This is a genomic window from Mycobacterium aquaticum (assembly GCF_002086485.1).
GTDB lineage: Bacteria > Actinomycetota > Actinomycetes > Mycobacteriales > Mycobacteriaceae > Mycobacterium > Mycobacterium aquaticum.
The window spans coordinates 50,651-76,785 of record NZ_MVHF01000003.1; the positions used below are offsets into that span (position 1 = coordinate 50,651).

General features: G+C 67.2%; 27 protein-coding genes and 1 pseudogene. 21 read left to right on the forward strand and 7 right to left on the reverse strand.

Annotation, left to right across the window (positions count from 1 at the left end; all coding sequences use genetic code 11):
• Window position 1 precedes the first annotated feature (1 nt).
• The 4 genes from sufU to BST13_RS03985 all read left to right on the forward strand — a co-directional run bounded on the left by sufU (window position 2) and on the right by BST13_RS03985 (window position 2,138).
• Complete coding sequence (sufU, locus tag BST13_RS03970; protein WP_211296011.1) at window positions 2-454, forward strand: Fe-S cluster assembly sulfur transfer protein SufU; 453 nt, start codon at window positions 2-4, stop codon at window positions 452-454.
• Window positions 451-792, forward strand: a complete 342-nt coding sequence (locus BST13_RS03975; protein WP_083160873.1) for a metal-sulfur cluster assembly factor — start codon at window positions 451-453, stop codon at window positions 790-792. The genes sufU and BST13_RS03975 overlap by 4 nt, the downstream gene beginning before the upstream one ends.
• A 27-nt stretch (window positions 793-819) precedes the next feature.
• Window positions 820-1,347, forward strand: coding sequence for a hypothetical protein (locus BST13_RS03980; RefSeq protein WP_083160875.1), 528 nt, complete (start codon window positions 820-822; stop codon window positions 1,345-1,347).
• A 92-nt stretch (window positions 1,348-1,439) separates the two neighbouring features.
• Window positions 1,440-2,138, forward strand: a complete 699-nt coding sequence (locus tag BST13_RS03985; protein WP_083160877.1) for a heme peroxidase — start codon at window positions 1,440-1,442, stop codon at window positions 2,136-2,138.
• 56 nt (window positions 2,139-2,194) lie between these two features.
• Here the strand turns inward: BST13_RS03985 and tnpB are convergent, their stop codons facing one another.
• Window positions 2,195-3,655 (reverse strand): IS607 family element RNA-guided endonuclease TnpB, encoded by a 1,461-nt coding sequence (gene tnpB, locus BST13_RS03990; RefSeq protein ID WP_083160879.1) that lies wholly within the window; start codon window positions 3,653-3,655, stop codon window positions 2,195-2,197.
• A pseudogene (locus BST13_RS03995) lies at window positions 3,648-4,243 on the reverse strand (IS607 family transposase). Before BST13_RS03995 ends, tnpB begins: the two are co-directional and overlap by 8 nt.
• 98 nt (window positions 4,244-4,341) lie before the next feature.
• On the opposite strand from BST13_RS03995, the gene BST13_RS04000 reads away from it, so the two are divergent.
• From BST13_RS04000 to BST13_RS04025, 6 genes are all read left to right on the forward strand, one after another.
• A complete protein-coding gene (locus tag BST13_RS04000; RefSeq protein WP_170064256.1) occupies window positions 4,342-5,232 on the forward strand; it encodes a bifunctional helix-turn-helix transcriptional regulator/GNAT family N-acetyltransferase in 891 nt (296 codons plus the stop codon).
• A gap of 28 nt (window positions 5,233-5,260) precedes the next feature.
• Complete coding sequence (locus BST13_RS04005; RefSeq protein WP_083160881.1) at window positions 5,261-6,370, forward strand: oxidoreductase; 1,110 nt, start codon at window positions 5,261-5,263, stop codon at window positions 6,368-6,370.
• A 45-nt stretch (window positions 6,371-6,415) separates the two neighbouring features.
• A complete protein-coding gene (gene trxA / locus BST13_RS04010) occupies window positions 6,416-6,781 on the forward strand; it encodes a thioredoxin (protein WP_083160883.1) in 366 nt (121 codons plus the stop codon).
• Between the two features lie 52 nt (window positions 6,782-6,833).
• Window positions 6,834-7,664 carry an enoyl-CoA hydratase gene (locus BST13_RS04015; protein ID WP_083160885.1) on the forward strand — a complete coding sequence of 277 codons (831 nt, stop codon included), beginning with the start codon at window positions 6,834-6,836 and terminating at the stop codon, window positions 7,662-7,664.
• A 25-nt stretch (window positions 7,665-7,689) separates the two neighbouring features.
• Window positions 7,690-9,318: an ABC-F family ATP-binding cassette domain-containing protein gene (locus BST13_RS04020; protein WP_083160896.1), complete on the forward strand. Its 1,629-nt coding sequence runs from the start codon at window positions 7,690-7,692 to the stop codon at window positions 9,316-9,318.
• A 124-nt stretch (window positions 9,319-9,442) separates the two neighbouring features.
• A complete protein-coding gene (locus BST13_RS04025) occupies window positions 9,443-9,637 on the forward strand; it encodes a helix-turn-helix domain-containing protein (protein WP_083161359.1) in 195 nt (64 codons plus the stop codon).
• A 28-nt stretch (window positions 9,638-9,665) separates the two neighbouring features.
• Here BST13_RS04025 and BST13_RS04030 read toward each other — a convergent pair whose 3' ends face one another.
• Both BST13_RS04030 and acnA read right to left on the reverse strand, forming a co-directional pair.
• On the reverse strand, window positions 9,666-10,250 hold the full coding sequence (locus BST13_RS04030; RefSeq protein ID WP_083160898.1) for a TetR/AcrR family transcriptional regulator: 585 nt from the start codon (window positions 10,248-10,250) through the stop codon (window positions 9,666-9,668).
• A gap of 65 nt (window positions 10,251-10,315) precedes the next feature.
• Entirely contained in the window at window positions 10,316-13,144 is a 2,829-nt protein-coding gene (gene acnA / locus BST13_RS04035; protein WP_083160900.1) for an aconitate hydratase AcnA, read from the reverse strand.
• Between the two features lie 271 nt (window positions 13,145-13,415).
• Here acnA and BST13_RS04040 point away from each other — a divergent pair, with 271 nt between their 5' ends.
• The 9 genes from BST13_RS04040 to BST13_RS04080 all read left to right on the forward strand — a co-directional run bounded on the left by BST13_RS04040 (window position 13,416) and on the right by BST13_RS04080 (window position 22,424).
• Window positions 13,416-14,024, forward strand: coding sequence for an Rv1476 family membrane protein (locus BST13_RS04040; protein WP_211296001.1), 609 nt, complete (start codon window positions 13,416-13,418; stop codon window positions 14,022-14,024).
• 200 nt (window positions 14,025-14,224) lie between these two features.
• Window positions 14,225-15,643: an NlpC/P60 family peptidoglycan endopeptidase RipA gene (ripA, locus tag BST13_RS04045; RefSeq protein ID WP_083160902.1), complete on the forward strand. Its 1,419-nt coding sequence runs from the start codon at window positions 14,225-14,227 to the stop codon at window positions 15,641-15,643.
• A gap of 15 nt (window positions 15,644-15,658) precedes the next feature.
• Window positions 15,659-16,366 (forward strand): NlpC/P60 family peptidoglycan endopeptidase RipB, encoded by a 708-nt coding sequence (gene ripB, locus BST13_RS04050; protein ID WP_083160904.1) that lies wholly within the window; start codon window positions 15,659-15,661, stop codon window positions 16,364-16,366.
• 128 nt (window positions 16,367-16,494) lie between these two features.
• Complete coding sequence (gene moxR1 / locus BST13_RS04055) at window positions 16,495-17,670, forward strand: chaperone MoxR1 (protein ID WP_083160906.1); 1,176 nt, start codon at window positions 16,495-16,497, stop codon at window positions 17,668-17,670.
• The gene (locus BST13_RS04060) at window positions 17,667-18,614 is read left to right on the forward strand and encodes a DUF58 domain-containing protein (RefSeq protein WP_083160908.1); all 948 of its coding nucleotides are present in this window, start codon (window positions 17,667-17,669) and stop codon (window positions 18,612-18,614) included. Before moxR1 ends, BST13_RS04060 begins: the two co-directional genes overlap by 4 nt.
• Window positions 18,615-18,667: 53 nt before the next feature.
• On the forward strand, window positions 18,668-19,675 hold the full coding sequence (locus BST13_RS04065; RefSeq protein WP_083160910.1) for a VWA domain-containing protein: 1,008 nt from the start codon (window positions 18,668-18,670) through the stop codon (window positions 19,673-19,675).
• 98 nt (window positions 19,676-19,773) lie between these two features.
• Window positions 19,774-20,538, forward strand: a complete 765-nt coding sequence (gene fabG1 / locus BST13_RS04070; protein ID WP_083160912.1) for a 3-oxoacyl-ACP reductase FabG1 — start codon at window positions 19,774-19,776, stop codon at window positions 20,536-20,538.
• A 58-nt stretch (window positions 20,539-20,596) separates the two neighbouring features.
• The gene (inhA, locus tag BST13_RS04075) at window positions 20,597-21,406 is read left to right on the forward strand and encodes an NADH-dependent enoyl-ACP reductase InhA (protein ID WP_083160914.1); all 810 of its coding nucleotides are present in this window, start codon (window positions 20,597-20,599) and stop codon (window positions 21,404-21,406) included.
• A gap of 10 nt (window positions 21,407-21,416) precedes the next feature.
• A complete protein-coding gene (locus BST13_RS04080) occupies window positions 21,417-22,424 on the forward strand; it encodes a ferrochelatase (protein WP_083160916.1) in 1,008 nt (335 codons plus the stop codon).
• 14 nt (window positions 22,425-22,438) lie between these two features.
• Here the strand turns inward: BST13_RS04080 and BST13_RS04085 are convergent, their stop codons facing one another.
• Window positions 22,439-23,293, reverse strand: coding sequence for a hypothetical protein (locus tag BST13_RS04085; RefSeq protein ID WP_083160918.1), 855 nt, complete (start codon window positions 23,291-23,293; stop codon window positions 22,439-22,441).
• 57 nt (window positions 23,294-23,350) lie between these two features.
• Between BST13_RS04085 and BST13_RS04090 the strand changes: the two genes are divergently transcribed.
• Window positions 23,351-23,785, forward strand: a complete 435-nt coding sequence (locus tag BST13_RS04090) for an NfeD family protein (RefSeq protein WP_083160920.1) — start codon at window positions 23,351-23,353, stop codon at window positions 23,783-23,785.
• Between the two features lie 21 nt (window positions 23,786-23,806).
• On the forward strand, window positions 23,807-25,006 hold the full coding sequence (locus BST13_RS04095; protein ID WP_083160922.1) for an SPFH domain-containing protein: 1,200 nt from the start codon (window positions 23,807-23,809) through the stop codon (window positions 25,004-25,006).
• 9 nt (window positions 25,007-25,015) lie between these two features.
• On the opposite strand, the gene BST13_RS04100 is transcribed toward BST13_RS04095, so the two are convergent.
• Both BST13_RS04100 and BST13_RS04105 read right to left on the reverse strand, forming a co-directional pair.
• Window positions 25,016-25,498, reverse strand: coding sequence for a nitroreductase family deazaflavin-dependent oxidoreductase (locus tag BST13_RS04100; protein WP_083160924.1), 483 nt, complete (start codon window positions 25,496-25,498; stop codon window positions 25,016-25,018).
• Complete coding sequence (locus BST13_RS04105) at window positions 25,495-26,130, reverse strand: TetR/AcrR family transcriptional regulator (protein WP_083160926.1); 636 nt, start codon at window positions 26,128-26,130, stop codon at window positions 25,495-25,497. The genes BST13_RS04100 and BST13_RS04105 overlap by 4 nt, the downstream gene beginning before the upstream one ends.
• Window positions 26,131-26,135: the final 5 nt, after the last annotated feature.

Consider the following 26,135-nt stretch of genomic DNA (forward strand, 5'->3'; position numbering starts at 1 on the left):
AATGGAACAGATGTACCAGGACGTCATCCTGGACCACTACAAGCATCCGCACCACCGCGGGCTGCGGGAACCGTTCGCGGCCGAGGTGCATCACGTCAACCCGACGTGCGGTGACGAGGTCACCCTGCGGGTGACGCTGTCCGACGACGGTGACACCATCGCCGACATCTCATATGACGGGCAGGGCTGCTCCATCAGCCAGGCGTCCACGTCGGTGCTCACCGATCAGGTGATCGGGCAGAGCGTCGGTGATGCCCTCGATACGGTTGCCGCGTTCACCGAGATGATTTCCTCCCGCGGCAACGTCGAGGGGGACGAAGATGTGATCGGTGACGGCATCGCGTTCGCCGGGGTGGCCAAGTACCCGGCGCGCGTGAAATGCGCGTTGCTGGGTTGGACAGCTTTCAAGGCCGCGCTTGCCGAGGCCAACGATTCGCACAGGGAGACGGCATGACCGAGACCACCAATGAGGAATTCCTGGCCGATCTCGAAGAGGCCATGCGTGACGTGGTCGACCCGGAGTTGGGGATCAACGTCGTCGACCTCGGTCTGGTGTACGGGTTGAACGTCGAAAAGGCGGACAGCGGAACCGTCGCATTGATCGATATGACCCTGACATCGGCGGCGTGCCCGCTGACCGACGTGATCGAGGATCAGTCGCGGACCGCGCTCGTCGGTGCGGGGCTGGTCGACGAGCTGCGCATCAACTGGGTGTGGAATCCGCCGTGGGGTCCGGACAAGATCACCGACGACGGTCGCGAACAGCTGCGCGCTCTCGGTTTCACCGTCTAGCCGCTCTCATCCCGTCACAATGACGGTGTGCTGACGGTCCCGGCCTTCGTGTGGCGTGGTGGCTTCTTCTATCGCGCGGTGATCATCGGAGGCAGTGTCGGGTTGTGTCTGGCGGTCCTGGCCTTGCTGGACTCCGGGTTCTGGGTGGCAGGCGTCGCGGTGTTCGTGATCATGGGCGTCTTCTACGGGATTTGGATGCCGCGGCGGATGGCCCGGTACTGGCCTGCCGCCGAGCAACTCGCCGGTGCCGACCGGGTCGCGGTGGCGACTGCGGCCCGCGGCGGTGTCCGGATCGACGATCCCCGACTGGTGCCGGCTGCGGTCGACTATCGCCGCGGTATGCATGCCGCGGCTGATGACGCGCGGCCCCTGAGGTGGCTGTTTCCGGTGGTGCTTGTCGTCGCGGCGGCGACCGCGGCCTGGGACGCGGTGTTCGGTTCGTGGGGCAACGCCGTGGCGTCCGTGATCTATCTCGTGGCCTTGCTGGTCGAAATGTTCTGGTGGCCGAGGCGCCGCGAGCAGCTGCTCGCCAATGTCGACCGGGCCTGTGGATAACTTCTGATCCTGAGCCGTTTTTGTCGGCTGTCCTCGTTAGCTTTCGGCCAGATGGGATCGATGGTGGTCCCGCCGGTTTGGAAGGCACCGATATGAGTACTGATGTTGAGCAGTTGCGGGCCGCATGCGAACGCGATCTCGGCGATCCGGCCGATTGGCCGGGTCCGTTCGGATATCCAGATGCATTGGCGCTGTGCATCATTGACGCGATCTACGTGACGGGAGCACGGCATCTGACGGTCGAGAAAGTGATCGAGCGCTACCGCAGTTACCGGGCTGCGCGAGGTGGCGACGCCGACACCGACGGCGCACCGGAGCTCCTCGCGAATGTCGAGGAGCTCGGCGGTCCGCTGCAGTGGGCCGCGGAGATCGGCAATCGCCGTCCCACGTCGACGGCCAAGGGTGCGCCGCTGCGGTCGGCGGCGCTGATCGAGGTGGCCCAGGCACTCGTCGGGCTCGGGATCCGGACCACTTCGGACCTGCGTGCCGTCGCCGAAGATGATGAGCTCTGCGCTCGGGCCAGCGCGGCATGGTGTGCGGTGCCGGGGCAGCGGTCGGGTTTCACCTGGCGTTATCTCGTGCTGCTGGCCCAACAGCCCGGTGTCACCGCGGATCCGGCGGTCGTCGGCTACGTGTACCGCGCGCTCGGCGCCGAGGATTGCGACGCCGTGGCCGCGCTGCTGCGGGCGGTATCGGAGGACGCCGGCTGGGACATCGCAGCGCTGCACCATGCCATCTGGCGGTTCGAATCGGCACGTCCGGAGCAGCGCGGGTTGCCGTCCACCGCATGAGCTCGTCCTGACAAAGCCGTTGCCTTTTGGTGGGCGAATGTGAGTTCGCTTGTTCATCAGGCAGCCTCGCCTTGCGGTGAGGCGGTCCTCGTCTGATCCACCGTCTGGTGGTGCGGGGTTGACGTTTCATCGCCGGCTGCGTCGCCCGCTGGCGCGGGGTCAGTCTCATGCGTGGCTCCACGTCCTGCCACCGGGCCACTCCCGGCGGGACTCTGTTCACCCACAGGTGTGGGTACGCCGAGTCGGGCGAGGTTGATCGCAGCACCCAGATCACGATCGATCCGCATACCGCAGCCGTCACAGGCGAAGATTCGATCGGCCAGCGTGAGGTTTGACTTTCGCCTCCCACAAGCCGTGCACAGCTTCGACGACGGGTAGAACCGGTCGGCTTCCACCAGCTGGCTGCCAGACCAACGAGTTTTGTAACCGAGCATGCGCCGCACTTCAGCCAGTGCGGCATCAGCCAAGGCTCGATTGAGGCCCCGCTTGCGGGCGCCTCCCTTGGCGCGCATTCCGGCCGCGTTCAAGGTTTCCACCACCACCACATCGTGCTGCTGGGCCAGGACAGTGGTGGCCTTGTGCAGCACGTCACGGCGCACCGCCGCGACGTGGGCATGTGTGCGGCCGATCCGGTCCTGGGTGCGCCGCCACCGCTTCGACGGTGACTGCTTGACTTTGGCGATCGGGTCGTACCGACCGTGTTGGCGGGCGGCTCGGCGCTGCAAGGCCCGCAACCGAGCTTGCGCGGCGCTCAACGACTTCGGCGCCGCGGTCCGATCGACCTCCATCCCGTCCGGGGTCGCGACCACCAGCAGACTGTCGGCCTTCACCCCGACATCGACACCCACCACCGGATGAGATGACCGGCGTGCATGCGCCGGCCGCGTCTTGGCTTCGACGATCACCTGCAGCGCGCAATACCAGCGCCCGGCGCTGTCCTGACGCACAGTGGCCGACAAGATCCGCGCCGAGGCGGCCTCGATCCGACGGGCCAGCTTGCGGGTCGATTCGTGCGTGCGGACCGCACCCAGCCGCGGCAGGGTGACGTGGCGGCGGTCGGCCTCGATCCGGATGGCCCCGGTGGTGAACCGCACCGAGCGCGGTGCCCGAGCCGACTTGAACCGCGGGAACCCGACCACCCGACCTTTGCGCTCACCGGTACGAGACTTCGACCACGCATCGAGCCCGCGCGCCAACCCATCCAAACCGGTGTTGTAGGCCTCCTTCGAGTTCTCACCCCACCACGGCGCACACCAGGCCTTGCGCTGATTCCACACCTTGCGCAATGCCGGCAACGACCACCCCACCACCGGCGTCAACTCGGCTTCGGGCACACCGTAGGTGCGTTCGGCGGCCCGCTGATCCATCACGGCCTTCACCAACGCCAACATGTGATTGTGCGCGAAACGCGCCGCACCAGCATGAGAAGCCAACTCGCGCAACTGCGTTGGTGTCGGATCCAACGCGAACCGATACCCCTGCGCCGTCCACCCCTCAGGGACCTCGAACCTAGCCACCGCTGCTCACCTCGAAAGGCTCCGTTTGCTTGGTGGCGGTCACCGCTCGCATCGCCCGGTTGCGCGCACCGCGACGCCCATACAGGCGCGCACACATCGAAGTCAGCACCTCGATCATGTCGCACACCAGATCATCGACAGTCTCACCCTGGTCGGCAACGATGATCCTCCCGGCCCTGGGCGGACAACGCGGCTTCGAGATGCTCCACTGGCGAAGCGCGCCAATCGGTCCCGATGCTCCACGACCACCACCAAAGCAGACCGGTCCGACAGAATCCTGCGCAACTTCGGCCGCGTGCCGCTCAAACCCGACCCGACCTCACACACCACCTCACCAATCACATGGCCATTCGAGGTAGCCCAGTGCGCCAATCGTGCAACCTGCCGGTCCAGATCCTGCCGTTGAACATGTCAGGACACCCGCGCATAGACGACCGTACGACCGGATTCCCCGGACTCTGGCGCATCAACCCAGATCGTCCCCGACTCCAAGCGGCGAGCCGGCACCGGCATCCGGTCCTCACGAAACCACCGGTACGCAGTCTGCGGATGCACACCATTCGCACGCGCCCACTCAGACAACTTCACACACTCAGCCAAACAAACATTCGACCACATCTACTCACACAACACCGAACAGTTCGCTACCCTTCGCGCTCGGCATTTATCTGACTAAGGTCAGAGATATGTCCGCGGAGATGGTCGCGCAGGTCCGTCGGTTCAACCGGGTCGTCACCCGCAGCGCGGGGGTGCTCAACGAGAACTTCCTCGCGAGTGGTCGGTCCCTCGGCCAAGACCGGCTGCTGTGGGAAATCGGCACCGACGGACGCGTCGTGCGGGACCTGCGGGAGCGGCTCGGGCTGGATTCGGGATACCTGAGCAGGCTCCTGCGGGCGTTGCAGCGGGAGGGCCTGGTCGACGTCGCACCCAGCGAAGCCGACGGGCGTGTGCGCACCGCGCACCTCACCGAGGCCGGACGCCGCGAGCTCGACACGCTCAACGAGCGCTCCGACGACGCGGCCGCCGACGTGCTGCGCACGCTGACCGAGAGCCAGCAGGACCAGCTGGTGACGGCGATGGCCCAGGTCGAGCGGCTGCTCACCGCATCGGCCGTGCGGGTGAATGTGTGCGACCCACGTCATCCTGACGCCCGGTACTGCCTGGCCACCTACTACGCGGAACTGGCGCAGCGGTTCACCGGCGGCTACGACCCCGCCGTCAGCCCGGTCGCTGACGGCGAGATGACGCCGCCCGCGGGGCTGCTCCTTGTCGCATCGCTGGACGGGCGGCCGGTGGGCTGCGGTGCGGTGATCTGGTATCCAGGCGGCGTCGCGCTGGTCAAACGAATGTGGGTGGCTCCGGGCGTTCGTGGCCTGGGTCTCGGCAGGCGAATCCTGACCGAACTCGAGGCCAAGGCCTACGCACACGGGCACCGGCTGATGCGGCTGGAGACCAAGGCCGAGCTGGCCGAAGCCCTTCAGATGTACCGAAGCTGCGGCTATCAGGAGGTGGAACCTTTCAACGACGAGGTCTACGCCGATCACTGGTTCGAGAAGCGACTGCCAGACTCCCGCTGAGCGAAACGGAATCGCCGCGCAGCGCTCGATGTTGGTTGGACATGTGAATCCACGCCCAGAGTTGTTCAGCCCGATCACAGTCGGCTCTCTGACGATCCCCAATCGGTTTGCCATGGCCCCCATGACCCGTCGCGCTTCGCCGGGCGGTGTCCCAGGCCCTGATGTCGCGGCGTACTACGCGCGACGTGCCGCCGGTGGTGTCGGCCTGATCATCACCGAGGGCGTGCGGTTGCCCGATCCCGTCGCGGGCTGGCCGTTCAGCATCCCGACCCTGGCCGGTCCAGAGGTGCTGGCCGGCTGGCGGGCCGTCACCGACGCCGTGCACGCGCACGGCGCGACGATCGCTGCGCAGCTGTGGCATCAAGGCGCTGAACGTGACGACCGCGACGGGCTGGTCCCGGTGAGCCCGTCGGGCCTCAACTCCCTCGGCGAAGCCAAGGGACGCGCGTTGGGCACCGACGAGCTCGCCGGTGTGGCCGCGGGCTTCGCCGAGGCTGCCCGCAACGCCAAGGCAGCCGGATTCGACGCCGTCGAACTGCATGGTGCGCATGGCTATCTCCTCGACGAATTCCTCTGGGAGAGAACGAATCAGCGCACCGACGGATACGGTGGCTCCATCGCCGCGCGCACCCGCTTCCCGGTCGAGGTGATCACCGCGGTACGGGACGCCGTCGGTTCGGGGTTTCCGATCATCTACCGGTTCTCGCAGTGGAAGGCCAACGCCTACGACGCGCATATTGCAGCCGACCCGGCTGAGCTGGAGGCGGTCCTGACGCCTCTGGTCACCGCCGGCGTCGACATCCTGCACCCGTCGACCCGCAGGCACTACCTGCCGGCGTTCCCCGGGTCCGCCCTCAGCCTCGCCGGCTGGGTCAAGCAGATCACCGGTATCCCGGTCATCGGCGTAGGCTCCGTTGGACTGGCCACCGAGTTCAAACCTGGCCGGGCCGATTCAGATGTGATCACCCCGGCTCCGGTGGACCGGTTGCTCGAGCAGTTCGCGGCAGGCGAGTTCGACATCGTTGCGATCGGGAGGGCTTTGCTGGCCGACCCGGAGTGGGTGAACCGGTTGCGCGACGACACGCTCGACGGCTTCGGCGGCTACCACGCCGAAACCGCACTCGCCGGCTTGCATTGACCATAGGCTGGGAACAGCCCGCCGCACCGTAACGTTAGGAAAGTCGTGACTACGCAAGACATCACCGCAGAACAGTTCAACGCCACCATTGCCGACAACGAGATCGTGCTGGTGGACTTCTGGGCGTCGTGGTGCGGGCCGTGTCGTGCGTTCGCGCCGACCTTCAAGGCCGCATCGGAGAAGCACCCCGACGTGGTGTTCGCCAAGGTCGACACCGAGGCCGAGCAGTCGCTGGCCGCTGCCGCCGAGATCCGGTCCATCCCGACCCTGATGGCTTTCAAGAAGGGCAAGCTGGTGTTCAACCAGGCCGGTGCCCTGCCGCCGGCAGCGCTCGAGGACCTGGTTCAGAAGGTCAAGGATTTCGACGTCGACGCGGCGATCGCCGCACAGGGTGACGGCGAGCAGGCTTAGCTCGGCCTGATCCGCGGCCGCTGCGCGCTCAGGCGGCCGGACACGCGATAGCGTGCTCTGCGTGACAGAGCCCAACCAGTTCGTCTTGGTCGACCATCCGCGGCCGGGCGTGGCCTTGGTGACCTTGAATCGGCCCGAGCGGATGAACTCGATGGCGTTCGACGTCATGGTTCCGCTCAAGCGGACGCTCGAAGACCTCCGCGACGACAACTCCGTGCGGGTCGTGGTGCTGACCGGCGCCGGCCGGGGCTTCTCGTCGGGCGCCGACCACAAGTCGGCAGGGTCCGTGCCGCACGTCGACGGTCTGACCAGGCCGACGTTCGCGCTGCGGTCCATGGAAGTACTCGACGAGGTGATCCTGGGCCTGCGACGGCTCCATCAGCCCGTCATCGCGGCGGTGAATGGGGCCGCGATCGGTGGCGGGTTGTGCCTGGCGCTGGCCTGCGACATCCGGGTGGCGGCGGACGGCGCGTATTTCCGGGCCGCCGGTATCAACAACGGACTGACCGCCAGCGAGCTGGGCCTGTCGTACCTGCTGCCTCGGGCGATCGGCGCCTCGCGGGCCTTCGAGATCATGCTGACGGGCCGCGACGTCGACGCCGAAGAGGCCGCGCGCATCGGTCTGGTGTCCCGCTCGGTGCCCGTGGACGAGCTGCTGGAGACCTGCTACACGATGGCCGAGGGCATCGCGGCGTTCTCCCGGCCGGGAATCGAGTTGACCAAGCGGACACTTTGGAGTGGACTGGACGCCGCTAGCCTTGAGGGGCATATGCAGGCCGAAGGCCTCGGGCAACTCTTCGTACGCCTGCTCACCGCAAATTTCGAGGAAGCGGTGGCTGCGCGCGTGGAGGGGCGCCCACCGGTGTTTACCGACGACAAATAAGAACGACAGGCAGGGAGGCAGTAGCGTGATCACCGCAACGGACCTGGAGGTCCGCGCCGGCGCGCGCACACTGCTGTCCATCGAGGGTTCGGCACTGCGGATCCAGCCCGGCGACCGGATCGGTTTGGTCGGCCGTAACGGTGCGGGCAAGACCACCACGATGCGCATCCTCGCCGGTGAGGGCGAGCCGTATGCCGGCACCGTCACCCGTACCGGCGAAATCGGTTACCTGCCACAGGATCCCCGCGAAGGCAACCTCGACGTGCTGGCCCGTGACCGAGTGCTCTCGGCGCGAGGGCTGGATACCTTGCTGGCCGATCTGGAGAAGCAGCAGGCGCTGATGGCCGAGGTGGCCGACGACGCCGCCCGCGACAAGGCCGTGCGCAAGTACGGTCAGCTGGAGGAGCGCTTCGCCGCCCTCGGCGGGTATGCGGCCGAGAGTGAGGCGGGTCGCATCTGCGCGAGCCTTGCGTTGCCCGACCGCGTCCTGACGCAGCCGCTGCGCACCCTGTCGGGTGGTCAGCGGCGACGGGTCGAACTCGCCCGCATTCTGTTCGCGGCGTCTGACACCGGTTCGGGTTCGGCCACCACGCTGCTGCTCGACGAGCCCACCAACCACCTCGACGCCGACTCGATCGGGTGGCTGCGGACCTTTCTGCAGAACCATTCCGGCGGTCTGGTGGTCATCAGCCACAACGTCGAGTTGCTGGCCGATGTCGTCAACCGGGTGTGGTTCTTGGACGCGGTGCGCGGCGAGGCCGATGTCTACAACATGGGCTGGCAGAAATACCTCGACGCCCGCGCGACCGACGAGCAGCGGCGCCGTCGGGAACGTGCCAATGCGGAGAAGAAGGCGGGCGCGCTGCGCGCCCAGGCCGCCAAGATGGGCGCCAAGGCCACCAAAGCCGTTGCCGCACAGAACATGTTGCGGCGCGCCGAGCGCATGATCGCCGAGTTGGACGCCGAACGGGTTGCCGACAAGGTGGCTCGGATCAAATTCCCGAGCCCGGCGCCGTGCGGTAAGACGCCGCTGGTGGCCAAGGGGCTGACCAAGACCTACGGGTCGCTGGAGATCTTCACCGGTGTCGACCTGGCCATCGACCGTGGGTCGCGGGTGGTGGTGCTCGGGCTCAACGGTGCAGGCAAGACCACGCTGCTGAGGCTGCTGGCGGGTGCGGAAACCGCCGATGCGGGTGCCCTGGAGCCTGGCCACGGCCTCAAACTCGGCTATTTCGCGCAGGAACACGACACTCTCGACGATCACGCCACGGTGTGGGAGAACATCCGGCACGCGGCACCCGACACGGGGGAGCAGGATCTGCGAGGTCTGTTGGGCGCCTTCATGTTCACCGGGCCGCAGCTGGAACAGCCGGCGGGCACGCTGTCCGGCGGCGAGAAGACCCGCCTGGCGTTGGCGGGCCTGGTCGCCTCGACGGCCAATGTGTTGCTGCTCGACGAGCCCACCAACAACCTCGACCCGGCGTCGCGTGAACAGGTGCTCGACGCGCTGCGCAGTTATCAGGGTGCTGTGGTGTTGGTGACACACGATCCCGGCGCGGCCGAGGCGCTCGATCCGCAGCGCGTGGTGCTGCTGCCCGACGGCACCGAGGATTTCTGGTCGGCCGAGTACCGCGACCTCATCGAGCTCGCCTGAGTTGTTGCGCTCGCCAAAACAGGATCGACGCCAAATCCTAAGACGTTGGCCAATTTCGCCCGCCGACGTGTGACCTGTTTCTAGTCTGGGTAACCGTCGGGACATCCACAGCGGGGAGATGTCGATGAAGGAAACCAACAAGACCCGGGACGAATTGCTGACCGAGTTGCGCAGCGCCTACGAGAAGGGCGCCAGCATCCGCTCGCTGGTTGCGACGACCGGTCGGTCCTACGGTTCGATACACAGCTTGCTACGGGAATCGGGAACCACGATGCGCAGCAGGGGTGGGCCCAATCACCGCACCAGGGCCCGCGCCTGAGCCCACAACCGTTGCGGCGCGGCCGGTTTCAGTGATCGGCTGAGGCCGGGTGTTGCTGCCGCACCGATGCCTCAACCAGGTCGAGGACCGCATTGAGATTCTTGGGGTCCTCGCCGGAGGCCAGCCGCGCCACCAACCCGTCGAGCACGAGATCGAGGTAGATGTGCAGCACCGCGCTCGGGACGTCGTCCCGCAAGCGTCCGGCCTGCTTCTGCCGCCGTAATCGTTCAGTGGTGGCAGCAGACAGCTCGGCCGATCGTTCTGCCCAGCCTTGGTGAAAAGCCGGGTCGTTACGCAGTTTTCGGGCGATCTCCAGCCGCGTCGCCAGCCAGTCGAACTGCTCGGGCGCGGCCAGCATGTTACGCATCACCTGGATCAGACCCTCGCGGGCAGCCACGTCGGCCATCCGCTCGGCGTCCTCGCGGGCCAGTTCGAAGAACAGGGTGTCCTTGTCCTTGAAATGGTGAAAGATTGCGCCGCGCGACAGCCCGATGGTTTGTTCGAGCCGTCGCACGGTCGCACTCTCGTACCCGTACTGAGCGAAGCAGCGCCGGGCGCCGTCGAGAATCTGGCGGCGGCGGGCCGCCAGATGGTCGTCGGTCACCCGGGGCACTGGTTCACTCCTCGCGCAGGCGCGTGTCGTAGCGCCATAGCTGACTTGGTTTCTCCGGCCAGGAGCTACTTGGACTTCAGCATGTTGCGCAGCACGTACTGCAGGATCCCGCCGTTGCGGTAGTAGTCGGCCTCACCGGGGGTGTCGATGCGCACGACCGCGTCGAACTCCACCTTGCTGCCGTCTTCCTTGGTGGCCGTCACGTGCACGGTCTTCGGCGTCTTGCCCTCGTTGAGCGCTTCGATGCCGGTGATGTCGTAGGTCTCGGTGCCGTCGAGCTTGAGGCTCGCGGCCGACTCACCTGCCGGGAACTGCAGCGGGATGACGCCCATGCCGATGAGGTTGGAGCGGTGGATGCGCTCGAAGGATTCGGTGATGACGGCCTTGACGCCGAGCAGCACCGTGCCCTTGGCGGCCCAGTCACGCGATGAGCCGGAGCCGTACTCCTTGCCGCCCAAGACGACCAGCGGGATACCGGCCTTCTTGTAGTTGACCGAGGCGTCGTAGATGAACGCCTGCGGGCCATCCGGCTGGGTGAAGTCACGCGTGTAACCGCCGGACACATCGTCGAGCAGCTGGTTGCGCAGCCGGATGTTGGCGAAGGTGCCGCGGATCATCACCTCGTGGTTGCCGCGTCGCGACCCCAGCGAGTTGTAGTCCTTGCGCTCAACGCCATTGGCATCGAGGTACTGCGCGGCCGGGGTGCCCGGCTTGATCGAGCCTGCCGGGCTGATGTGGTCGGTGGTCACCGAATCGCCCAGCAGGGCAAGGACTCTGGCGCCCTTGATGTCGCTGACCGGCTCTGGCTCGGCGGGCATGCCGTCGAAGTACGGGGCCTTGCGCACGTAGGTCGAGGCCTCGTCCCACGCGAAGGTGTTGCCCTCCGGGGTGGCCAGCGAACGCCAGCGGTCGTCGCCCTTGAAGACGTCGGCGTAGGAGTCGGTGAACATCTCCCGGTTGATCGACGACGCGATGGTCTCCTCGATCTCCTGAGCCGACGGCCAGATGTCCTTGAGGAAGACGTCGTTGCCGTCCTGATCCTGGCCCAGCGGGTCGGTCTCGAAATCGAAATCCATGGTGCCCGCGATGCCGTAGGCGATCACCAGCGGCGGGGAGGCCAGGTAGTTCATCTTCACGTCGGGGGAGATGCGGCCCTCGAAGTTGCGGTTACCCGAGAGCACGGCGGTCACCGACAGATCGTTGTCGTTGATGGCCTTGGAGATCTCGTCGGGCAGCGGACCGGTGTTGCCGATGCAGGTGGTGCAGCCGTAGCCGCCGAGGTAGTAGCCCAGCTTCTCCAGGTACGGCCACAGGCCGGCCTTGTTGTAGTAGTCGGTGACCACCTGCGAACCGGGTGCCATGTTGGTCTTGACCCACGGCTTGGTGGACAGGCCCTTCTCGACGGCCTTCTTGGCCAGCAGGGCCGCGCCGAGCATGACCGACGGGTTGGAGGTGTTGGTGCACGAGGTGATGCCTGCGACCACCACGGCGCCGTGGTCGAGCACGAACTCGCCGCGCTCTTCGGACTTGACGGTGATCGGCTTGGACGGCCGGCCCGCGGAGCCGTTGGCCGCCGAGGGACGCACGTCCACGGCGCCGTCGTCGGCGAAGGTCAGCTTGGCCGGGTCGGAGGCCGGGAAGGACTCTTCGATGGCCTCATCGAGCTGGGTGTGCTCGACGGGCAGGTTTTCCTCGACGTAGTTGTGGATGTCCTTACGGAACGCGTTCTTGGCGTCGGACAGCTCGATGCGGTCCTGCGGGCGCTTCGGGCCGGAGATCGAGGGCACCACAGTCGACAGGTCCAGCTCGAGGTACTCGGAGAAGGCCGGCTCGTGATCGGGGTTGTGCCACATGCCCTGCGTCTTGGCGTAGGCCTCGACCAGTGCGAGCTGCTGCTCACTGCGCCCGGTCAGCCGCAGGTAGTTGATGGTCTCCTCGTCGATCGGGAAGATCGCTGCGGTGGAACCGAATTCGGGGCTCATGTTGCCCAGGGTGGCGCGGTTGGCCAGCGGCACCTCGGCCACGCCCTTGCCGTAGAACTCGACGAACTTGCCGACCACGCCGTGCTTGCGCAGCATGTCGGTGACGGTGAGCACCACGTCGGTGGCGGTCACGCCGGGCTTGATCTCACCGGTCAGCTTGAAGCCGACGACGCGGGGGATGAGCATCGAGACGGGCTGGCCCAGCATGGCGGCCTCGGCCTCGATACCGCCGACGCCCCAGCCCAGCACGCCGAGGCCGTTCTCCATGGTGGTGTGGCTGTCGGTGCCCACACAGGTGTCGGGGTACGCCTTGCCGTCGCGGACCATGACGACGCGGGCCAGGTACTCGATGTTGACCTGGTGCACGATGCCGGTGCCCGGCGGGACGACCTTGAAGTCGTCGAACGCGCCCTGACCCCAGCGCAGGAACTGGTAGCGCTCGGAGTTGCGCTCATATTCGAGTTCGACATTGCGCTCGAAGGCGCCTGCGTTGCCGAACACGTCGAGGATCACCGAGTGGTCGATGACCATCTCGGCCGGCGAGAGGGGATTGACCTTGTCCGGGTCGCCGCCGAGGGCGGCCACGGCCTCGCGCATGGTGGCCAGGTCGACGATGCACGGCACGCCGGTGAAGTCCTGCATCAGCACGCGGGCCGGGGTGAACTGGATCTCGATGCTCGGCTCGGCCGAGGGATCCCAGTTGGCGATGGCCTGGATGTGATCCTTGGTGATGTTGGCGCCGTCCTCGGTGCGCAGCAGGTTCTCGGCGAGCACCTTGAGGCTGTACGGCAGCTTTTCGGTACCGGGTACCGCGTCCAGACGATAGATCTCGTAGCTCTGGTCCCCGACTGTCAGCGTGTCGCGGGCACCAAATGAGTTAAGGGACGAATTTTCCGTATTCTCGCTGCTCACATCAACTCCCGGCTTGATCTCGCCGCGACGGGCTGTGTCGGCGGCGTTCCGATGTTAACAGTACGCTTGTCCTGCAATACGCCGCAGGGCGCGTAACAGTCTTCTCTTGTTGTTTCCGCGGTGCTACCCGGACGCCCGGATTCGGCCACCTGTGCGCGGCGGCGTCGGCCGAGTCGCACCGAGGGCGCCCAAATTTACCGGGGTGTCTCACATCGGGCGTGTCAGCCGTGTCGCCGCTCGGCGGCACAGCGACACGGCGTACCGTGCCCCTGTGACTGGACCGCACGTCATCCCGTTTCTGCCTGCCTTCATTCCGGTCGAGGTGTGCGACACCGTGGGACTGAGCCCGACGCAACCCGATGGCGTCGCCCACTGCATGGCGGCCGTACAGGCCGACGTCGCCGACGACGGGGTCAGCGCACCTGCCGAAGATGTGCCGGGGCTTCGCCAGGTGGTCAGTGATGCGCGCCAGGAGGGCATCGACCTGAAGGTCATCGTGGTGCCGAAGAATCCGTTCATCGACACCCCGCTGCGGGACATCGCCACCGAGGTCGGTCAGGCCAATCCCGGGTCGACGGTGATTGCCATCAGTCCGTCATTTGCCGGCACCTACAGCGAGTCGATAGATCGGGTCACTTTGGAGGCCGGACAAGACGTTGCCAAGACGGGCAACCCGGTGCAGTCGGCACGGAATTTCGTCGATCAGATAACGACTCCGATTTTCCCGTGGACAACCCTGACGATCGTGTTGACGCTAGGGGTGGTCGCGGCCGCCGTCATCACCCGCGTCCTGCAGGTTCGTGGCAAACGTGCCGCGGCGTCGGCCATCGGGACCGACCCGCGTCCGGAGCCTGCGGATCCATCGAACATAAGTTCGTAAATTCCGCGAATATCACTAAACGGTCACACTATTCGCAATTACATATCTGTAATTTGTGACTAAAGTTTCTTTGGCTTCTCCTGTGACGTACGGTGCAAAAGGTACCCATTGTTGTAGTTGTGCTTTGTGTGACTTCTGCGCAAAGGCTGCGAGCAAACCTGCCGGTACGCCGTCGTTGAGCCCAAGGAGACTTGAGTCGCATGAGACGCTCCCTTCGCGCCTCTAGGTCGCAGTTGTACGGCCGCATCTGTGCCGTACCGCTGGCGGTCGGGATGCTGCTCGCCACGGCACTTACCGGGGGCGTCCCGGCGGCAGTGGCCGAGCCGGGCGGTCCGGAAGACGTCGCGACCCTCGTTGCCGCGGTGGCCAACGCGAACCAGAAGCTGCAGGAGTTGGGCGCAGCCATCCAGACGCAGCAGGAGAGCGTCAACAAGGCGATCGTCGCGGTGCAGGACGCGCGCGACGCCGCCGACGCGGCCAACCGTGAAGTGACTGACAGTCAGCAGGGCATCGCCGACGCCAACGCCGCCATCGCCGCCGCGCAGAAACGCTTCGACACCTTCGCCGCGGCCAGCTACGTCAACGGCCCGTCGAGCTCGTACCTGACCGCGACCGACCCCGCCGACATGATCGACGCGGCCGCCACCAGCCAGACGCTTGCCGTCAGCTCCGACCAGGTGATGGCCGACCTGCAGCGGGCCCGCACCGAGCAGGTGAACCGCGAGTCGACCGCACGGCTGGCCAAGCAGAAGGCCGACCAGGCCGCCCGTGACGCCCAGGCCAGCCAGGATTCGGCGGTGTCGGCGCTCAAGGACGCCCAGCAGACTTTCGGCACCCAGCGCGATCAGCTGCAGCAGCTCACGGCGCAACGGGCCGCGGCCCAGGCCAAGCTCGACCAGGCGCGGCCCATGTCGGCACCGGCGGGCGGCGCCCCCAACGCGACACTGCCGCAGGCGAACCCGGGCAACTGGGACCGCGCCCCTGGGGCGGCGGGGCAGCGGCCGGCCAACTGGGATAGCCAGTGGGACCCCACGCTTCCCGCGATCCCGAGCGCGTTCGTGCAGGGCGATCCGATCGCGATCATCAACACCGTGCTGGGCATCTCGTCGACGTCGGCGCAGGTCACCCAGAACATGGGCCGGAGCTTCCTGCAGAAGCTGGGCATCCTGCCGACGCCGACCGGCTACACCAACGGCGCCATTCCCCGGGTCTACGGGCGGCAGGCCTCCGAGTACGTCATCCAGCGCGCGATGTCGCAGATGGGCGTTCCGTACTCGTGGGGCGGCGGTAACGCCGCAGGCCCAAGCCGAGGAATCGATTCTGGCGCCGACACCGTCGGTTTCGACTGCTCGGGCCTGATCCTGTACGCGTTCGCAGGCGTCGGCATCAAGCTGCCGCACTACTCGGGGTCGCAGTACAACGCAGGCCGCAAGATCCCGTCCTCGCAGATGCGCCGCGGCGACGTCATCTTCTACGGCCCCGGCGGCGCCCAGCACGTCACGCTCTACCTCGGCAACGGCCAGATGCTCGAAGCGCCGTACACCGGGTCGACGGTCAAGGTCTCACCCGTTCGCACCAGCGGCATGACACCGTACGTCGTCCGCTACATCGAATACTGAATCGTAGGGATTGCATTGCGCTCCAAGTCATTTCGCCCCACCAGGATCCTGGCTTCGACGGCGGTCGCAATCGCGCTCGCTGTCGGGGGCGCGTGGCCTGCCGCGGCCGCACCCGACGACGGCGCCTGGGACCCGACGCTGCCGAAGGTGGTGAGCTCCGGGGCCCCCGGTGATCCGGTGGCGATCGCCAACGCGTCCTTCCAGGTCAGCCAGATCGCGCTGCAGACCACCCAGAGTCTCGGGCAGCAGTTCCTGCAGAGTATCGGTCTGGCGCCGAAGACGGCGGCGGCATCGCCGTTGCCCGCAGGCGCGGTGCGGGGCCCGCAGGCCATCGAGTACGCCATCCGCCGCGCAGGCAGCCAGATGGGCGTGCCCTATTCCTGGGGTGGTGGCACGCTGACCGGGCCCGGCCCCGGCGTGGACTACGACGCCGGAAAGATCGGCTTCGACTGTTCGGGCCTGACCCGCTACGCCTTCGCCGGCGTGGGTGTGCAGATCCCCAAGTACTCCGGCGACCAGTACAACACCGGCCGTGCCATCCCGCCGTCGCAGGCCAAGCGTGGCGATCTGATCTTCTACGGCCCCGGCGGTAGCCAGCACGTCGCCATCTATCTCGGGGGCGGGAAGATGCTCGAGGCCTCCGGCAGTGCAGGCAAGGTCACCGTCAGCCCGGTGCGGACCGCGGGCATGTCGCCCCATCTGTCCCGCATCATCGAATCCTGAGCGGAACCTGAACTCTTCCGGGCAGCGTCGACGGATTCGGAAGTGCCTGGAATAGTTGACCACGGGCACCCGGCTGCCCGGCTATTGGTATTGATGCGTTTGCAGACGAACACTGTGGGAGGAAGTTGATGACGTCACCGAGTGGACCGCCGCAGGGCGCCGGAGGTTACCCCGGCTCGAGCCCGGCGCCGGGCTATCCTCCCGGCTCCCCGGCTGCGCCCGCTGCTGCGCAGCCCGGCGCGCACGCCGCCCCGGCGTCGAACAACGGCGGCCTGCAGGGTGAGGTGCACACCCTGGAGCGGGCGATCTTCGAGGTCAAGCGCATCATCGTCGGCCAGGATCAGCTGGTCGAGCGCATGCTGGTCGGCCTGCTCGCCAAGGGCCACGTGTTGCTCGAAGGTGTGCCCGGCGTCGCCAAGACGCTGGCTGTGGAGACCTTCGCCAAGGTGGTCGGCGGCACGTTCGCCCGCATCCAGTTCACTCCTGACCTGGTGCCCACCGACATCATCGGTACCCGCATCTACCGCCAGGGCAAGGAAGACTTCGACATCGAGCTCGGCCCCGTGGTGGTCAACTTCCTGCTCGCCGACGAGATCAACCGAGCGCCCGCCAAGGTGCAGTCGGCGCTGCTCGAGGTGATGGCCGAGCGCAAGATCTCCATCGGCGGCAAGACCTTCCCGCTGCCCAGCCCGTTCCTGGTGATGGCGACCCAGAACCCGATCGAGCAGGAGGGCGTGTACCAGCTGCCCGAGGCGCAGCGTGACCGCTTCCTGTTCAAACTCAACGTCGACTACCCGTCGCCGGAGGAAGAGCGCGAGATCATCTACCGGATGGGCGTCAAGCCCCCGGAGCCCAAGCAGATCCTCAACACCGGCGACCTGCTGCGTCTGCAGGATGTCGCCGCGAACACGTTCGTGCATCACGCGCTGGTGGACTATGTGGTGCGCATCGTCACCGCGACGCGCGAGCCCGAGAAGTTCGGCATGCCCGATGCCAAGGCGTGGATCGCCTACGGTGCCTCGCCGCGTGCGTCGCTGGGCATCATCGCCGCGGCGCGTGCGCTGGCACTGGTGCGCGGCCGTGACTACGTCATCCCGCAGGACGTCGTCGAGGTCATCCCCGATGTGTTGCGGCACCGGCTGGTGCTCACCTACGACGCGCTGGCCGACGAGATCTCGTCGGAGACCGTGGTCAACCGCATCCTGCAGACAGTGGCCCTGCCGCAGGTGAATGCCCTTCCGCAGCAAGGACATTCGGTTGCACCCGCGGTGCCCGCCGCTGCCGCCGCGGCCGCGGGTCGGTGACGGCTCCGGGCCGCCGCTCAGTCGACCTCCCGTCGCTGCAGCGCGGCGAGATCCGTGACCCCGCCCTGTCGGCGGCCCTGCGCAAGCTCGAGCTGACAGTCCGCCGCAAGCTCGACGGCGTGCTGCACGGCGACCACCTCGGGCTGATTCCCGGCCCGGGTTCTGAGCCGGGGGAGTCGCGCATCTACCAACCCGGCGACGACGTGCGCCGCATGGACTGGTCGGTGACGGCGCGGACCACGATGCCGCATGTCCGGCAGATGATCGCCGACCGCGAGCTGGAGACGTGGCTGGTGGTCGATGTCTCGGCCAGCCTCGACTTCGGCACCGCCGGCTGCGAGAAGCGTGATCTCGCCGTCGCGGCGGCCGCGGCCATCACCTTCCTCAACAGCGGGGGCGGCAACCGGATCGGCGCGATCATCGCCAACGGCGAATCGGTGCGGCGGGTCCCGGCGCTGTCAGGCCGCATGCACGAGCAGGAGATGCTGCGTGCCATCGCCACGATGCCCAAGGCGCCCACCGGCGTCCGCGGTGATCTGGCCGCGGCCATCGACGCGCTGCGCAGGCCGGAACGGCGACGCGGCATGGCCGTGATCATCAGCGACTTCCTGGGGCCGATCAACTGGATGCGTCCACTGCGGGCCATCGCGGGCCGTCACGAGGTGCTCGGCATCGAGGTGCTCGACCCACGGGACATCGAACTGCCCGAGGTCGGGGACGTGATCCTGCAGGACACAGAAACCGGCGTCACCCGCGAATTCACCATCGACGCCCAGCTGCGCAGCGACTTCGAGCAAGCCGCGGCGGCCCATCGCCAGGAGGTGGCCCGGACCCTGCGGCGGTGCGATGCCCCGCTGCTGAGCCTGCGCACCGACCGGGACTGGATCGCCGACGTGGTGCGGTTCGTGGCCAATCGGCGCCGCGGCGCGCTCGCCGCCCGGTAGCGAAGAAAAGACGTCTGGCCGACGACCATCGAAACTGAAATGACAACTAGCACATGACATTACCGATACTCGGGCCGATCAGCCTGTCCGGCTTCGCGCACGCGTGGTGGTTCCTGTTCCTGTTCGTGGTGGTGGCGCTGGCGGCGCTGTACGTCATCGTCCAGCGTGCCCGTCAACAGCGGATCCTGCGGTTCGCCAACATGGAGCTGCTGGAGAGCGTGGCGCCCAAGCAGCCGACCCGCTGGCGGCATGTGCCCGCGATCCTGCTGGTGGTCTCGTTGCTGCTGTTCACGGTGGCGCTGGCAGGCCCGACCCACGATGTGCGGATCCCACGCAACCGGGCCGTGGTGATGCTGGTGATCGACGTCTCGCAGTCCATGCGGGCCACCGATGTCGCGCCGAGCAGGCTGGCCGCGGCCCAGGAGGCCGCCAAGCAGTTCGCCGACCAGCTGACGCCCGGTATCAACCTGGGTCTGATCGCCTACGCAGGCACCGCGACTGTGCTGGTCCAGCCGACCACCAACCGCGATGCGACCAAGAACGCGCTGGACAAGCTGCAGCTGGCCGACCGGACCGCGACGGGCGAGGGCATCTTCACCGCCTTGCAGGCGATCGCGACGGTTGGCGCGGTGATCGGCGGTGGCGACGAGCCGCCGCCGGCGCGCATCGTGCTGATGTCCGACGGCAAGGAGACGGTGCCGTCGAACCCCGACAACCCCAAGGGCGCCTACACGGCCGCCCGCACCGCCAAGGATCAGGGCGTACCCATCTCCACAGTGTCGTTCGGCACGCCCTACGGCTATGTCGAGATCAACGATCAGCGCCAGCCGGTGCCGGTCGACGACGAGACGCTCAAGAAGATCGCGCAGCTCTCCGGTGGGGACGCGTTCAACGCCGCCAACCTGGAGCAGCTCAAGGCAGTCTTCACGTCGCTGCAGCAGCAGATCGGCTACGAGACCATCAAGGGCGATGCCAGCCTCGGCTGGTTGCGGCTCGGGGCGTTGGTGCTGGCGCTCGCCGCCCTCGCCGGGCTGATGATCAACCGCCGGTTGCCCAGCTAGATGAACGTCGAGATCGGCACCCGGGCGATGCGAACGCGCGTGCGCCAGCCCCGGTGTCGATTTCGGCGAAGCAGTACCGACGCGTTAAGTTGACCAGCATGAGTGACACGGTTGCCGCTGAAGCCGATACCGAGACCACGCCCGGCCGTCCCGCGTTCGTTTCCCGCTCGGTCCTGGTGACCGGTGGCAACCGGGGCATCGGCCTGGCGATCGCCCAGCGACTGGCCGCCGACGGACACAAAGTGGCCGTCACCCACCGTGGGTCCGGCGCCCCGGACGGGCTGTTCGGTGTCGTGTGCGACGTCACCGACAACGACGCCGTCGACCGCGCCTTCAAGGAGGTCGAGGAGCACCAGGGCCCCGTCGAGGTACTGGTCTCCAACGCAGGCATCTCCAAGGACGCGTTCCTCATGCGGATGACCGAGGACCGCTTCGCGGAGGTCATCGACGCGAACCTCACCGGTGCGTTCCGGGTGGCGCAACGCGCCTCACGCAGCATGCAGCGCAAGCGTTTCGGCCGGATCATCTTCATCGGCTCGGTCTCGGGCATGTGGGGCATCGGCAACCAGGCCAACTACGCGGCCGCCAAGGCAGGTCTCATCGGCATGGCCCGCTCGATCTCGCGTGAACTGTCCAAGGCCGGGGTCACCGCGAACGTCGTCGCGCCCGGCTACATCGACACCGAGATGACCCGCGCCCTCGATGAGCGGATCCAGGCCGGCGCATTGGAATTCATCCCCGCCAAGCGGGTCGGCACCGCCGAGGAGGTCGCCGGTGCGGTGAGCTTCCTGGCATCCGAGGACGCCAGCTACATCGCCGGTGCCGTGATCCCGGTCGACGGCGGCATGGGCATGGGCCACTGAGCCAAAGCCTTTGGCCTACCAGAACTTTCAACTTTTCGCCCAAGAAGGAGTCCCACTCATGGCAGGTTTGCTCGAAGGCAAGCGGATCCTGGTCACCGGGATCATCACCGATTCGTCCATCGCGTTCCACATCGCCAAGGCGGCCCAGGAGGCCGGGGCTGAGCTGGTGCTGACCGGTTTCGACCGGATGAAGCTGATCCAGCGCATCGCCGACCGGCTGCCCAACCCGGCTCCGCTGCTGGAACTCGACGTGCAGAACTCCGAGCATCTCGACAGCCTGGCCGAGCGGATCACCGGTGTCATCGGTGAGGGCAACAAGCTTGACGGCGTAGTGCATTCGATCGGCTTCATGCCGCAGTCGGGCATGGGCGTCAATCCGTTCTTCGACGCGCCGTATGAGGATGTCGCCAAGGGCATTCACATCTCGGCCTACTCGTACGCCTCGCTGGCCAAGGCGACGCTGCCGATCATGAATCGCGGCGGCAGCATCGTCGGCATGGATTTCGATCCGACCCGCGCGATGCCCGCCTACAACTGGATGACGGTCGCCAAGAGCGCGCTGGAATCGGTCAACCGGTTCGTCGCCCGCGAGGCCGGCCCGTTCGGAGTCCGCTCCAATCTGGTTGCCGCCGGGCCCATCCGCACGCTCGCGATGAGCGCCATTGTCGGCGGGGCGCTGGGCGCCGAGGCCGGCGAGCAGATGCGGCTGCTGGAAGAGGGCTGGGATCAGCGCGCTCCCGTCGGCTGGGACATGAAGGATCCGACGCCGGTCGCCAAGACGGTGTGCGCCCTGCTGTCGGACTGGCTGCCTGCCACCACCGGCACCGTCGTCTACGCCGACGGTGGCGCCCACACCCAGCTGTTGTGATCCCGAACTGATGGATTTTGATGCCCTGTTGCTGCTGTCCTTCGGCGGGCCCGAAGGACCGGAGCAGGTACGTCCATTCCTGGAGAACGTCACGCGCGGGCGCAACATCCCGTCGGAGCGGCTCGACGAGGTCGCCGAGCACTACCTGCATTTCGGCGGCGTGTCACCGATCAACGGGATCAACCGTGCGTTGATCGAACAGTTGCGGGCCGAGATGCCCGATCTGCCGGTGTATTTCGGCAACCGCAACTGGGATCCCTATGTGGAGGACACCGTCGCAGCCATGCGCGACAACGGTGTTCGGCGGGCCGCGGTGTTCACCACGTCGGCGTGGGGCGGTTACTCGAGCTGCAGGCAGTACATCGAGGACATTGCCCGGGCTCGGGCCGCGGCCGGACCCGACGCGCCGCAATTGGTGAAGCTGCGACAGTATTTCGATCATCCGCTACTGGTGGAGATGTACGCCGAGGCAGTCACGAAAGCTGCGGCCTCGCTGCCCGCCGACGCGCGTGTCGTATTCACCGCGCATTCCATCCCGATCGCCGCCGACGAACGGTGCGGGCCTCGGCTCTACAGCAGGCAGGTGGCCTACGCCGCGCGGCTGGTCGCGGACGCCGCAGGCGTCGACGACTATGACCTGGTGTGGCAGTCGCGCTCCGGCCCACCGCAGGTGCCGTGGCTGGAACCCGATGTCGGCGACCATCTTTCGGCGCTGCAGCAGCGCGGCGTCAAGGCTGTCGTGGTGTGCCCCATCGGCTTCGTCGCCGACCACATCGAGGTGGTGTGGGATCTCGACAACGAACTGCGACTGCAGGCCGATGCTGCGGGCATCGCGTTGGCTCGCGCCGCCACGCCGAATGCCGACCGGCGCTACGCCAAGCTGGCCGCCGGGCTGATCGCCGAACTGCGCGACGGCAGCGAACCGCTGCGCGTGGCGGGGCCGGATCCGGTGCCCGGCTACGGGTTCAGCATCGACGGCGCGCCCTGTTCGCCGCACTGCTGCGACGGCGCGGGCTGACCGGGACCATCGGTTCAGCGCCAGGCGGACTGCATGATTGCGCCGAGCGCAGCCAATCTCGCGGCCCGCACCACCTGGTTCAGCGGGCGCAGCGTGTCGCCGGCGAGTTGGACCTCCGAGGAGGTCTGCAGCCCGATCGGCGTCAGCCCGGCGCTCACTGTGACGATCGCGTCGACGTGCGCGGCAGTTTCCAGGACGCGGATGGCCCGTGTAGGGGCATGGTCGGGGATGCGGTGCAGTCGCGTGGCGTCCAGGATCTGCTCGACCATGCCGCGGGGGTCCTCGACCTCCATGCCCGCCCCGGAGCGCAGGGCGCCCAGCGTCTCGGCGGCCGACCGGACGGCGGAACGCAATTCGTACTCGGCCGTGCCCAGCTCGAACTGCTCGGGGGGCGGCAGCGTCGGGACCGAGTACACCGTCCAAGACAGTGCGCGGGGCTCTGGGTCGAACATCGAATTGTCTTCTGTCTCATCGAATTCGAAGTACTCGAACTCGGGGACCAGGCCCACGCCGGGCAACTCGTCGTGGCTGACGATGACGGCCTCACCGACGGTCACGGCGTCGCGTTGGAACTGGGTGCCCGCGGGCAGGCCGCGGACGTCACCGGGTATCGGCTGGGCGACCGTGATGGTGGGGGTCCGTACCGACCTTCCCGCGGCGGTGCGCAGCGTCTGCAGCAGCGACACCGAACCGGAGTCCTCCAACTCCGGCCAGGGCAGGCCTGTGCGGACCGCCGCCGACGAATCGTAGGCGGTCACAGAATGCGTTGGAGCCCATTGCGATAACGCGTCGAGGACGTCGTCGGGCGCGGCGGCACCCGCGAGCCAGGCGTTGGCCCACACCGACAGCGTTGCACTTGGACACCACATGATGCTGGCAGTGTAATAGTCGGCCGCCGCAACGGCGGTATTCGCTAGGGTGGTGGCATGCCTGTGTGGCTGATCTGGCTCATCGTGGCGCTGGGGCTGGCCGGGGCGGAGGCGCTGACCGGCGACATGTTCCTGCTCATGCTGGCCGGCGGAGCGTTGGCGGCCACGGGCTCCAGTGCGTTGCTGGACTGGCCGGTATGGGCCGACGGCGCAGTGTTCCTGGTGGTTTCGGTGCTGTTGCTGGTGCTGGTACGGCCCGCGCTGCGCAGGCGGTTGCTCAGCGGGCACGGCCTTCCGGACCCGGTCCAGGCGTTGGAAGGCAAGTCCGCGCTGGTACTGGACCGGGTGGCGCGGCACGAAGGCCAGGTAAAACTCGACGGCGAGGTCTGGACGGCCAGGCCGCTCAACGACGACGATGTGTTCGAACCGGGTGATCATGTGACCGTCGTGAAGATCGACGGTGCGACCGCAGTTGTGTTCAGGTCACTGTAAAACGACGAAGGGGTCTGCCAAATGGACGGTGCTATAGCCGGGTTGGTCTTCCTGGTGGTGTTGGTGGTGTTCGCCATCATCGTGGTGGCGAAGTCCGTCGCGTTGATTCCGCAGGCCGAGGCGGCGGTCATCGAGCGGCTGGGGCGCTACAGCCGCACGGTCAGCGGCCAGCTGACGCTGCTGGTGCCGTTCATCGACCGGATCCGGGCCCGCGTGGACCTGCGTGAGCGGGTGGTGTCGTTCCCGCCACAGCCGGTGATCACCGAGGACAACCTCACGCTGAACATCGACACGGTCGTCTACTTCCAGGTGACCAATCCGCAGGCCGCGGTGTACCAGATCAGCAACTACATCGTCGGTGTCGAGCAGTTGACCACGACCACGCTGCGCAACGTGGTCGGCGGTATGACGCTGGAGCAGACACTGACCTCACGCGACTCGATCAACGCGCAGCTGCGCGGTGTGCTCGACGAGGCCACCGGCCGGTGGGGTCTGCGGGTGGCGCGGGTCGAGCTGCGCAGCATCGACCCGCCACCGTCCATCCAGGAGTCGATGGAAAAGCAGATGAAGGCCGACCGCGACAAGCGGGCCATGATCCTGACGGCCGAGGGTGTGCGGGAATCGTCGATCAAACAGGCCGAGGGCCAGAAGCAGTCGCAGATCCTGGCGGCCGAGGGCGCCAAGCAGGCCGCGATCCTGGCCGCCGAGGCCGACCGGCAGTCCCGGATGCTGCGCGCCCAAGGTGAGCGGGCCGCCCAGTACCTGCAGGCGCAAGGCCAGGCCAAGGCCATCGAGAAGACGTTCGCGGCCATCAAGGCGGGCCGCCCCACCCCGGAGATGCTGGCCTATCAGTATCTGCAGACCTTGCCGCAGATGGCCAAGGGCGAGGCGAACAAGGTGTGGATCGTGCCGAGCGACTTCGGCTCGGCGCTACAGGGATTCACCAAGATGCTGGGTGCGCCCGGCGAGGACGGGGTGTTCCGGTACACGCCGACCCCGGTGGAGGAGGATCTGCCGAAGCCCGAGGACGACAGCGAAGAGGTCGCCGAGTGGTTCTCGACCGACACCGATCCGGCCATCGCGCAGGCGGTCGCCAAGGCCGAGGCCGAAGCCCGAGCGACGACACCGCCGCTGGGGGCCCCGACGGCCGTCCCGCCCGCACCGTCGCTGGACGGGCCGTATCCGCAGGGCGGGTTGCCCGGCGGCGCGCACCGGGCCTGACGGACGTCGTCAGGCCCGGGACTGCAGGCGCAGTTCGACCATTGGCAGTGGGGCTTCGGTGTCGGTGATCGGTTGGCCGAGCGTGGATTCCAGGATGGGCTTGAACTGCTCCCATGCCTTGGGGCGGCCCAGCCGGTAGGCGGTGAGTACCCGGTCTGTGCTCTGCTGGTCGAGCACGTGCGCGACCGCCGGCCTGGGCGAGTGGCTGCCGATCCAGACGCGGACCGCAGGGTTGGCGCGAATGTTGCGGAACCACTGGGCTTTTGCGCCGAAACCGGAGGCGACGACGTAGCTCTCGGCGGCGGGGTGGTCGATGACTTCGAGGACGACGTAACGTGCTCGGCCCGATGTGCGGCCGATGTGTTCGAGCATCAGCACCCGCGGGCCGAGCAGCGCTCCGGCGCGCATGCGGTAGATCCAGATCGGGGCGCGCATGAGGCGGCGATTGCGCAGGATGCGGGCGCCCAGATCGGCGAAAGTGTTCGCGGTCATTCTGTTTCTCCTTCCGGTCCGGCTCTGAGCCCGTCGCGGTAGATCGCGAAAACCTCCGCCGCCCAACGCGACATCCCGTCGCGTGCCAGCGGGTCGACGCCCAACACTTCGGTGAGGCGTGGTCGCAAGATCAGGACCGCGAGGTCATTGGCCATCAACACCGCGGCACGCACCGCGGGATCGGCTCCGGCATCGGCGACACCGCCGGCGACCATGGCGTCCAGGGCGGTTCGGCTGATTCCGTAGAGCCGGGCGAACACTTTCGACCCGACGGTGCCGCCCGTCGTCAGCAGCCGGCCCAGGTACGCCGGCACGGGCGAGTCGGCGGGTAAATGCGTGGCCAGCGAGTCCACCAACGTCGGTACGGCGGACGGTGCGAGGGCGTCGTCGGAGGGCCGGCCGGTCGCTTCGGTGAGCAATGCCTCCAGGGTGGCCACGACGTGATCGTCGACCGCCGCCAGCAGCCCGTCTTTGGACCGGTAGTGCCGTATCAGCAGCGCGGGGGACACGCCTGCGGCCGCGGCGATATCGCGCATCGTGACCGCGTCGGCGCCCCGTTCGGCGAAGAGTCTCAGGGCTTCGTCGCGTATGCGTGCGCGCGCTGTCCGGTCATCCGCCGGTAGTGAACCCATGTTTA

What these genes read in the sequence shown, in the direction of transcription:
- sufU (WP_211296011.1), top strand. Translation starts at nt 2, where the DNA reads ATGGAACAGATGTACCAGGACGTCATCCTGGACCACTACAAGCATCCG.
- BST13_RS03975 (WP_083160873.1), top strand. Translation starts at nt 451, where the DNA reads ATGACCGAGACCACCAATGAGGAATTCCTGGCCGATCTCGAAGAGGCC.
- BST13_RS03985 (WP_083160877.1), top strand. Translation starts at nt 1,440, where the DNA reads ATGAGTACTGATGTTGAGCAGTTGCGGGCCGCATGCGAACGCGATCTC.
- BST13_RS04000 (WP_170064256.1), top strand. Translation starts at nt 4,342, where the DNA reads ATGTCCGCGGAGATGGTCGCGCAGGTCCGTCGGTTCAACCGGGTCGTC.
- BST13_RS04005 (WP_083160881.1), top strand. Translation starts at nt 5,261, where the DNA reads ATGTTGGTTGGACATGTGAATCCACGCCCAGAGTTGTTCAGCCCGATC.
- BST13_RS04025 (WP_083161359.1), top strand. Translation starts at nt 9,443, where the DNA reads ATGAAGGAAACCAACAAGACCCGGGACGAATTGCTGACCGAGTTGCGC.
- ripA (WP_083160902.1), top strand. Translation starts at nt 14,225, where the DNA reads ATGAGACGCTCCCTTCGCGCCTCTAGGTCGCAGTTGTACGGCCGCATC.
- moxR1 (WP_083160906.1), top strand. Translation starts at nt 16,495, where the DNA reads ATGACGTCACCGAGTGGACCGCCGCAGGGCGCCGGAGGTTACCCCGGC.
- BST13_RS04065 (WP_083160910.1), top strand. Translation starts at nt 18,668, where the DNA reads ATGACATTACCGATACTCGGGCCGATCAGCCTGTCCGGCTTCGCGCAC.
- fabG1 (WP_083160912.1), top strand. Translation starts at nt 19,774, where the DNA reads ATGAGTGACACGGTTGCCGCTGAAGCCGATACCGAGACCACGCCCGGC.
- inhA (WP_083160914.1), top strand. Translation starts at nt 20,597, where the DNA reads ATGGCAGGTTTGCTCGAAGGCAAGCGGATCCTGGTCACCGGGATCATC.
- BST13_RS04080 (WP_083160916.1), top strand. Translation starts at nt 21,417, where the DNA reads ATGGATTTTGATGCCCTGTTGCTGCTGTCCTTCGGCGGGCCCGAAGGA.
- BST13_RS04085 (WP_083160918.1), bottom strand. Translation starts at nt 23,293, where the DNA reads ATGTGGTGTCCAAGTGCAACGCTGTCGGTGTGGGCCAACGCCTGGCTC.
- BST13_RS04090 (WP_083160920.1), top strand. Translation starts at nt 23,351, where the DNA reads ATGCCTGTGTGGCTGATCTGGCTCATCGTGGCGCTGGGGCTGGCCGGG.
- BST13_RS04095 (WP_083160922.1), top strand. Translation starts at nt 23,807, where the DNA reads ATGGACGGTGCTATAGCCGGGTTGGTCTTCCTGGTGGTGTTGGTGGTG.
- BST13_RS04100 (WP_083160924.1), bottom strand. Translation starts at nt 25,498, where the DNA reads ATGACCGCGAACACTTTCGCCGATCTGGGCGCCCGCATCCTGCGCAAT.
- BST13_RS04105 (WP_083160926.1), bottom strand. Translation starts at nt 26,130, where the DNA reads ATGGGTTCACTACCGGCGGATGACCGGACAGCGCGCGCACGCATACGC.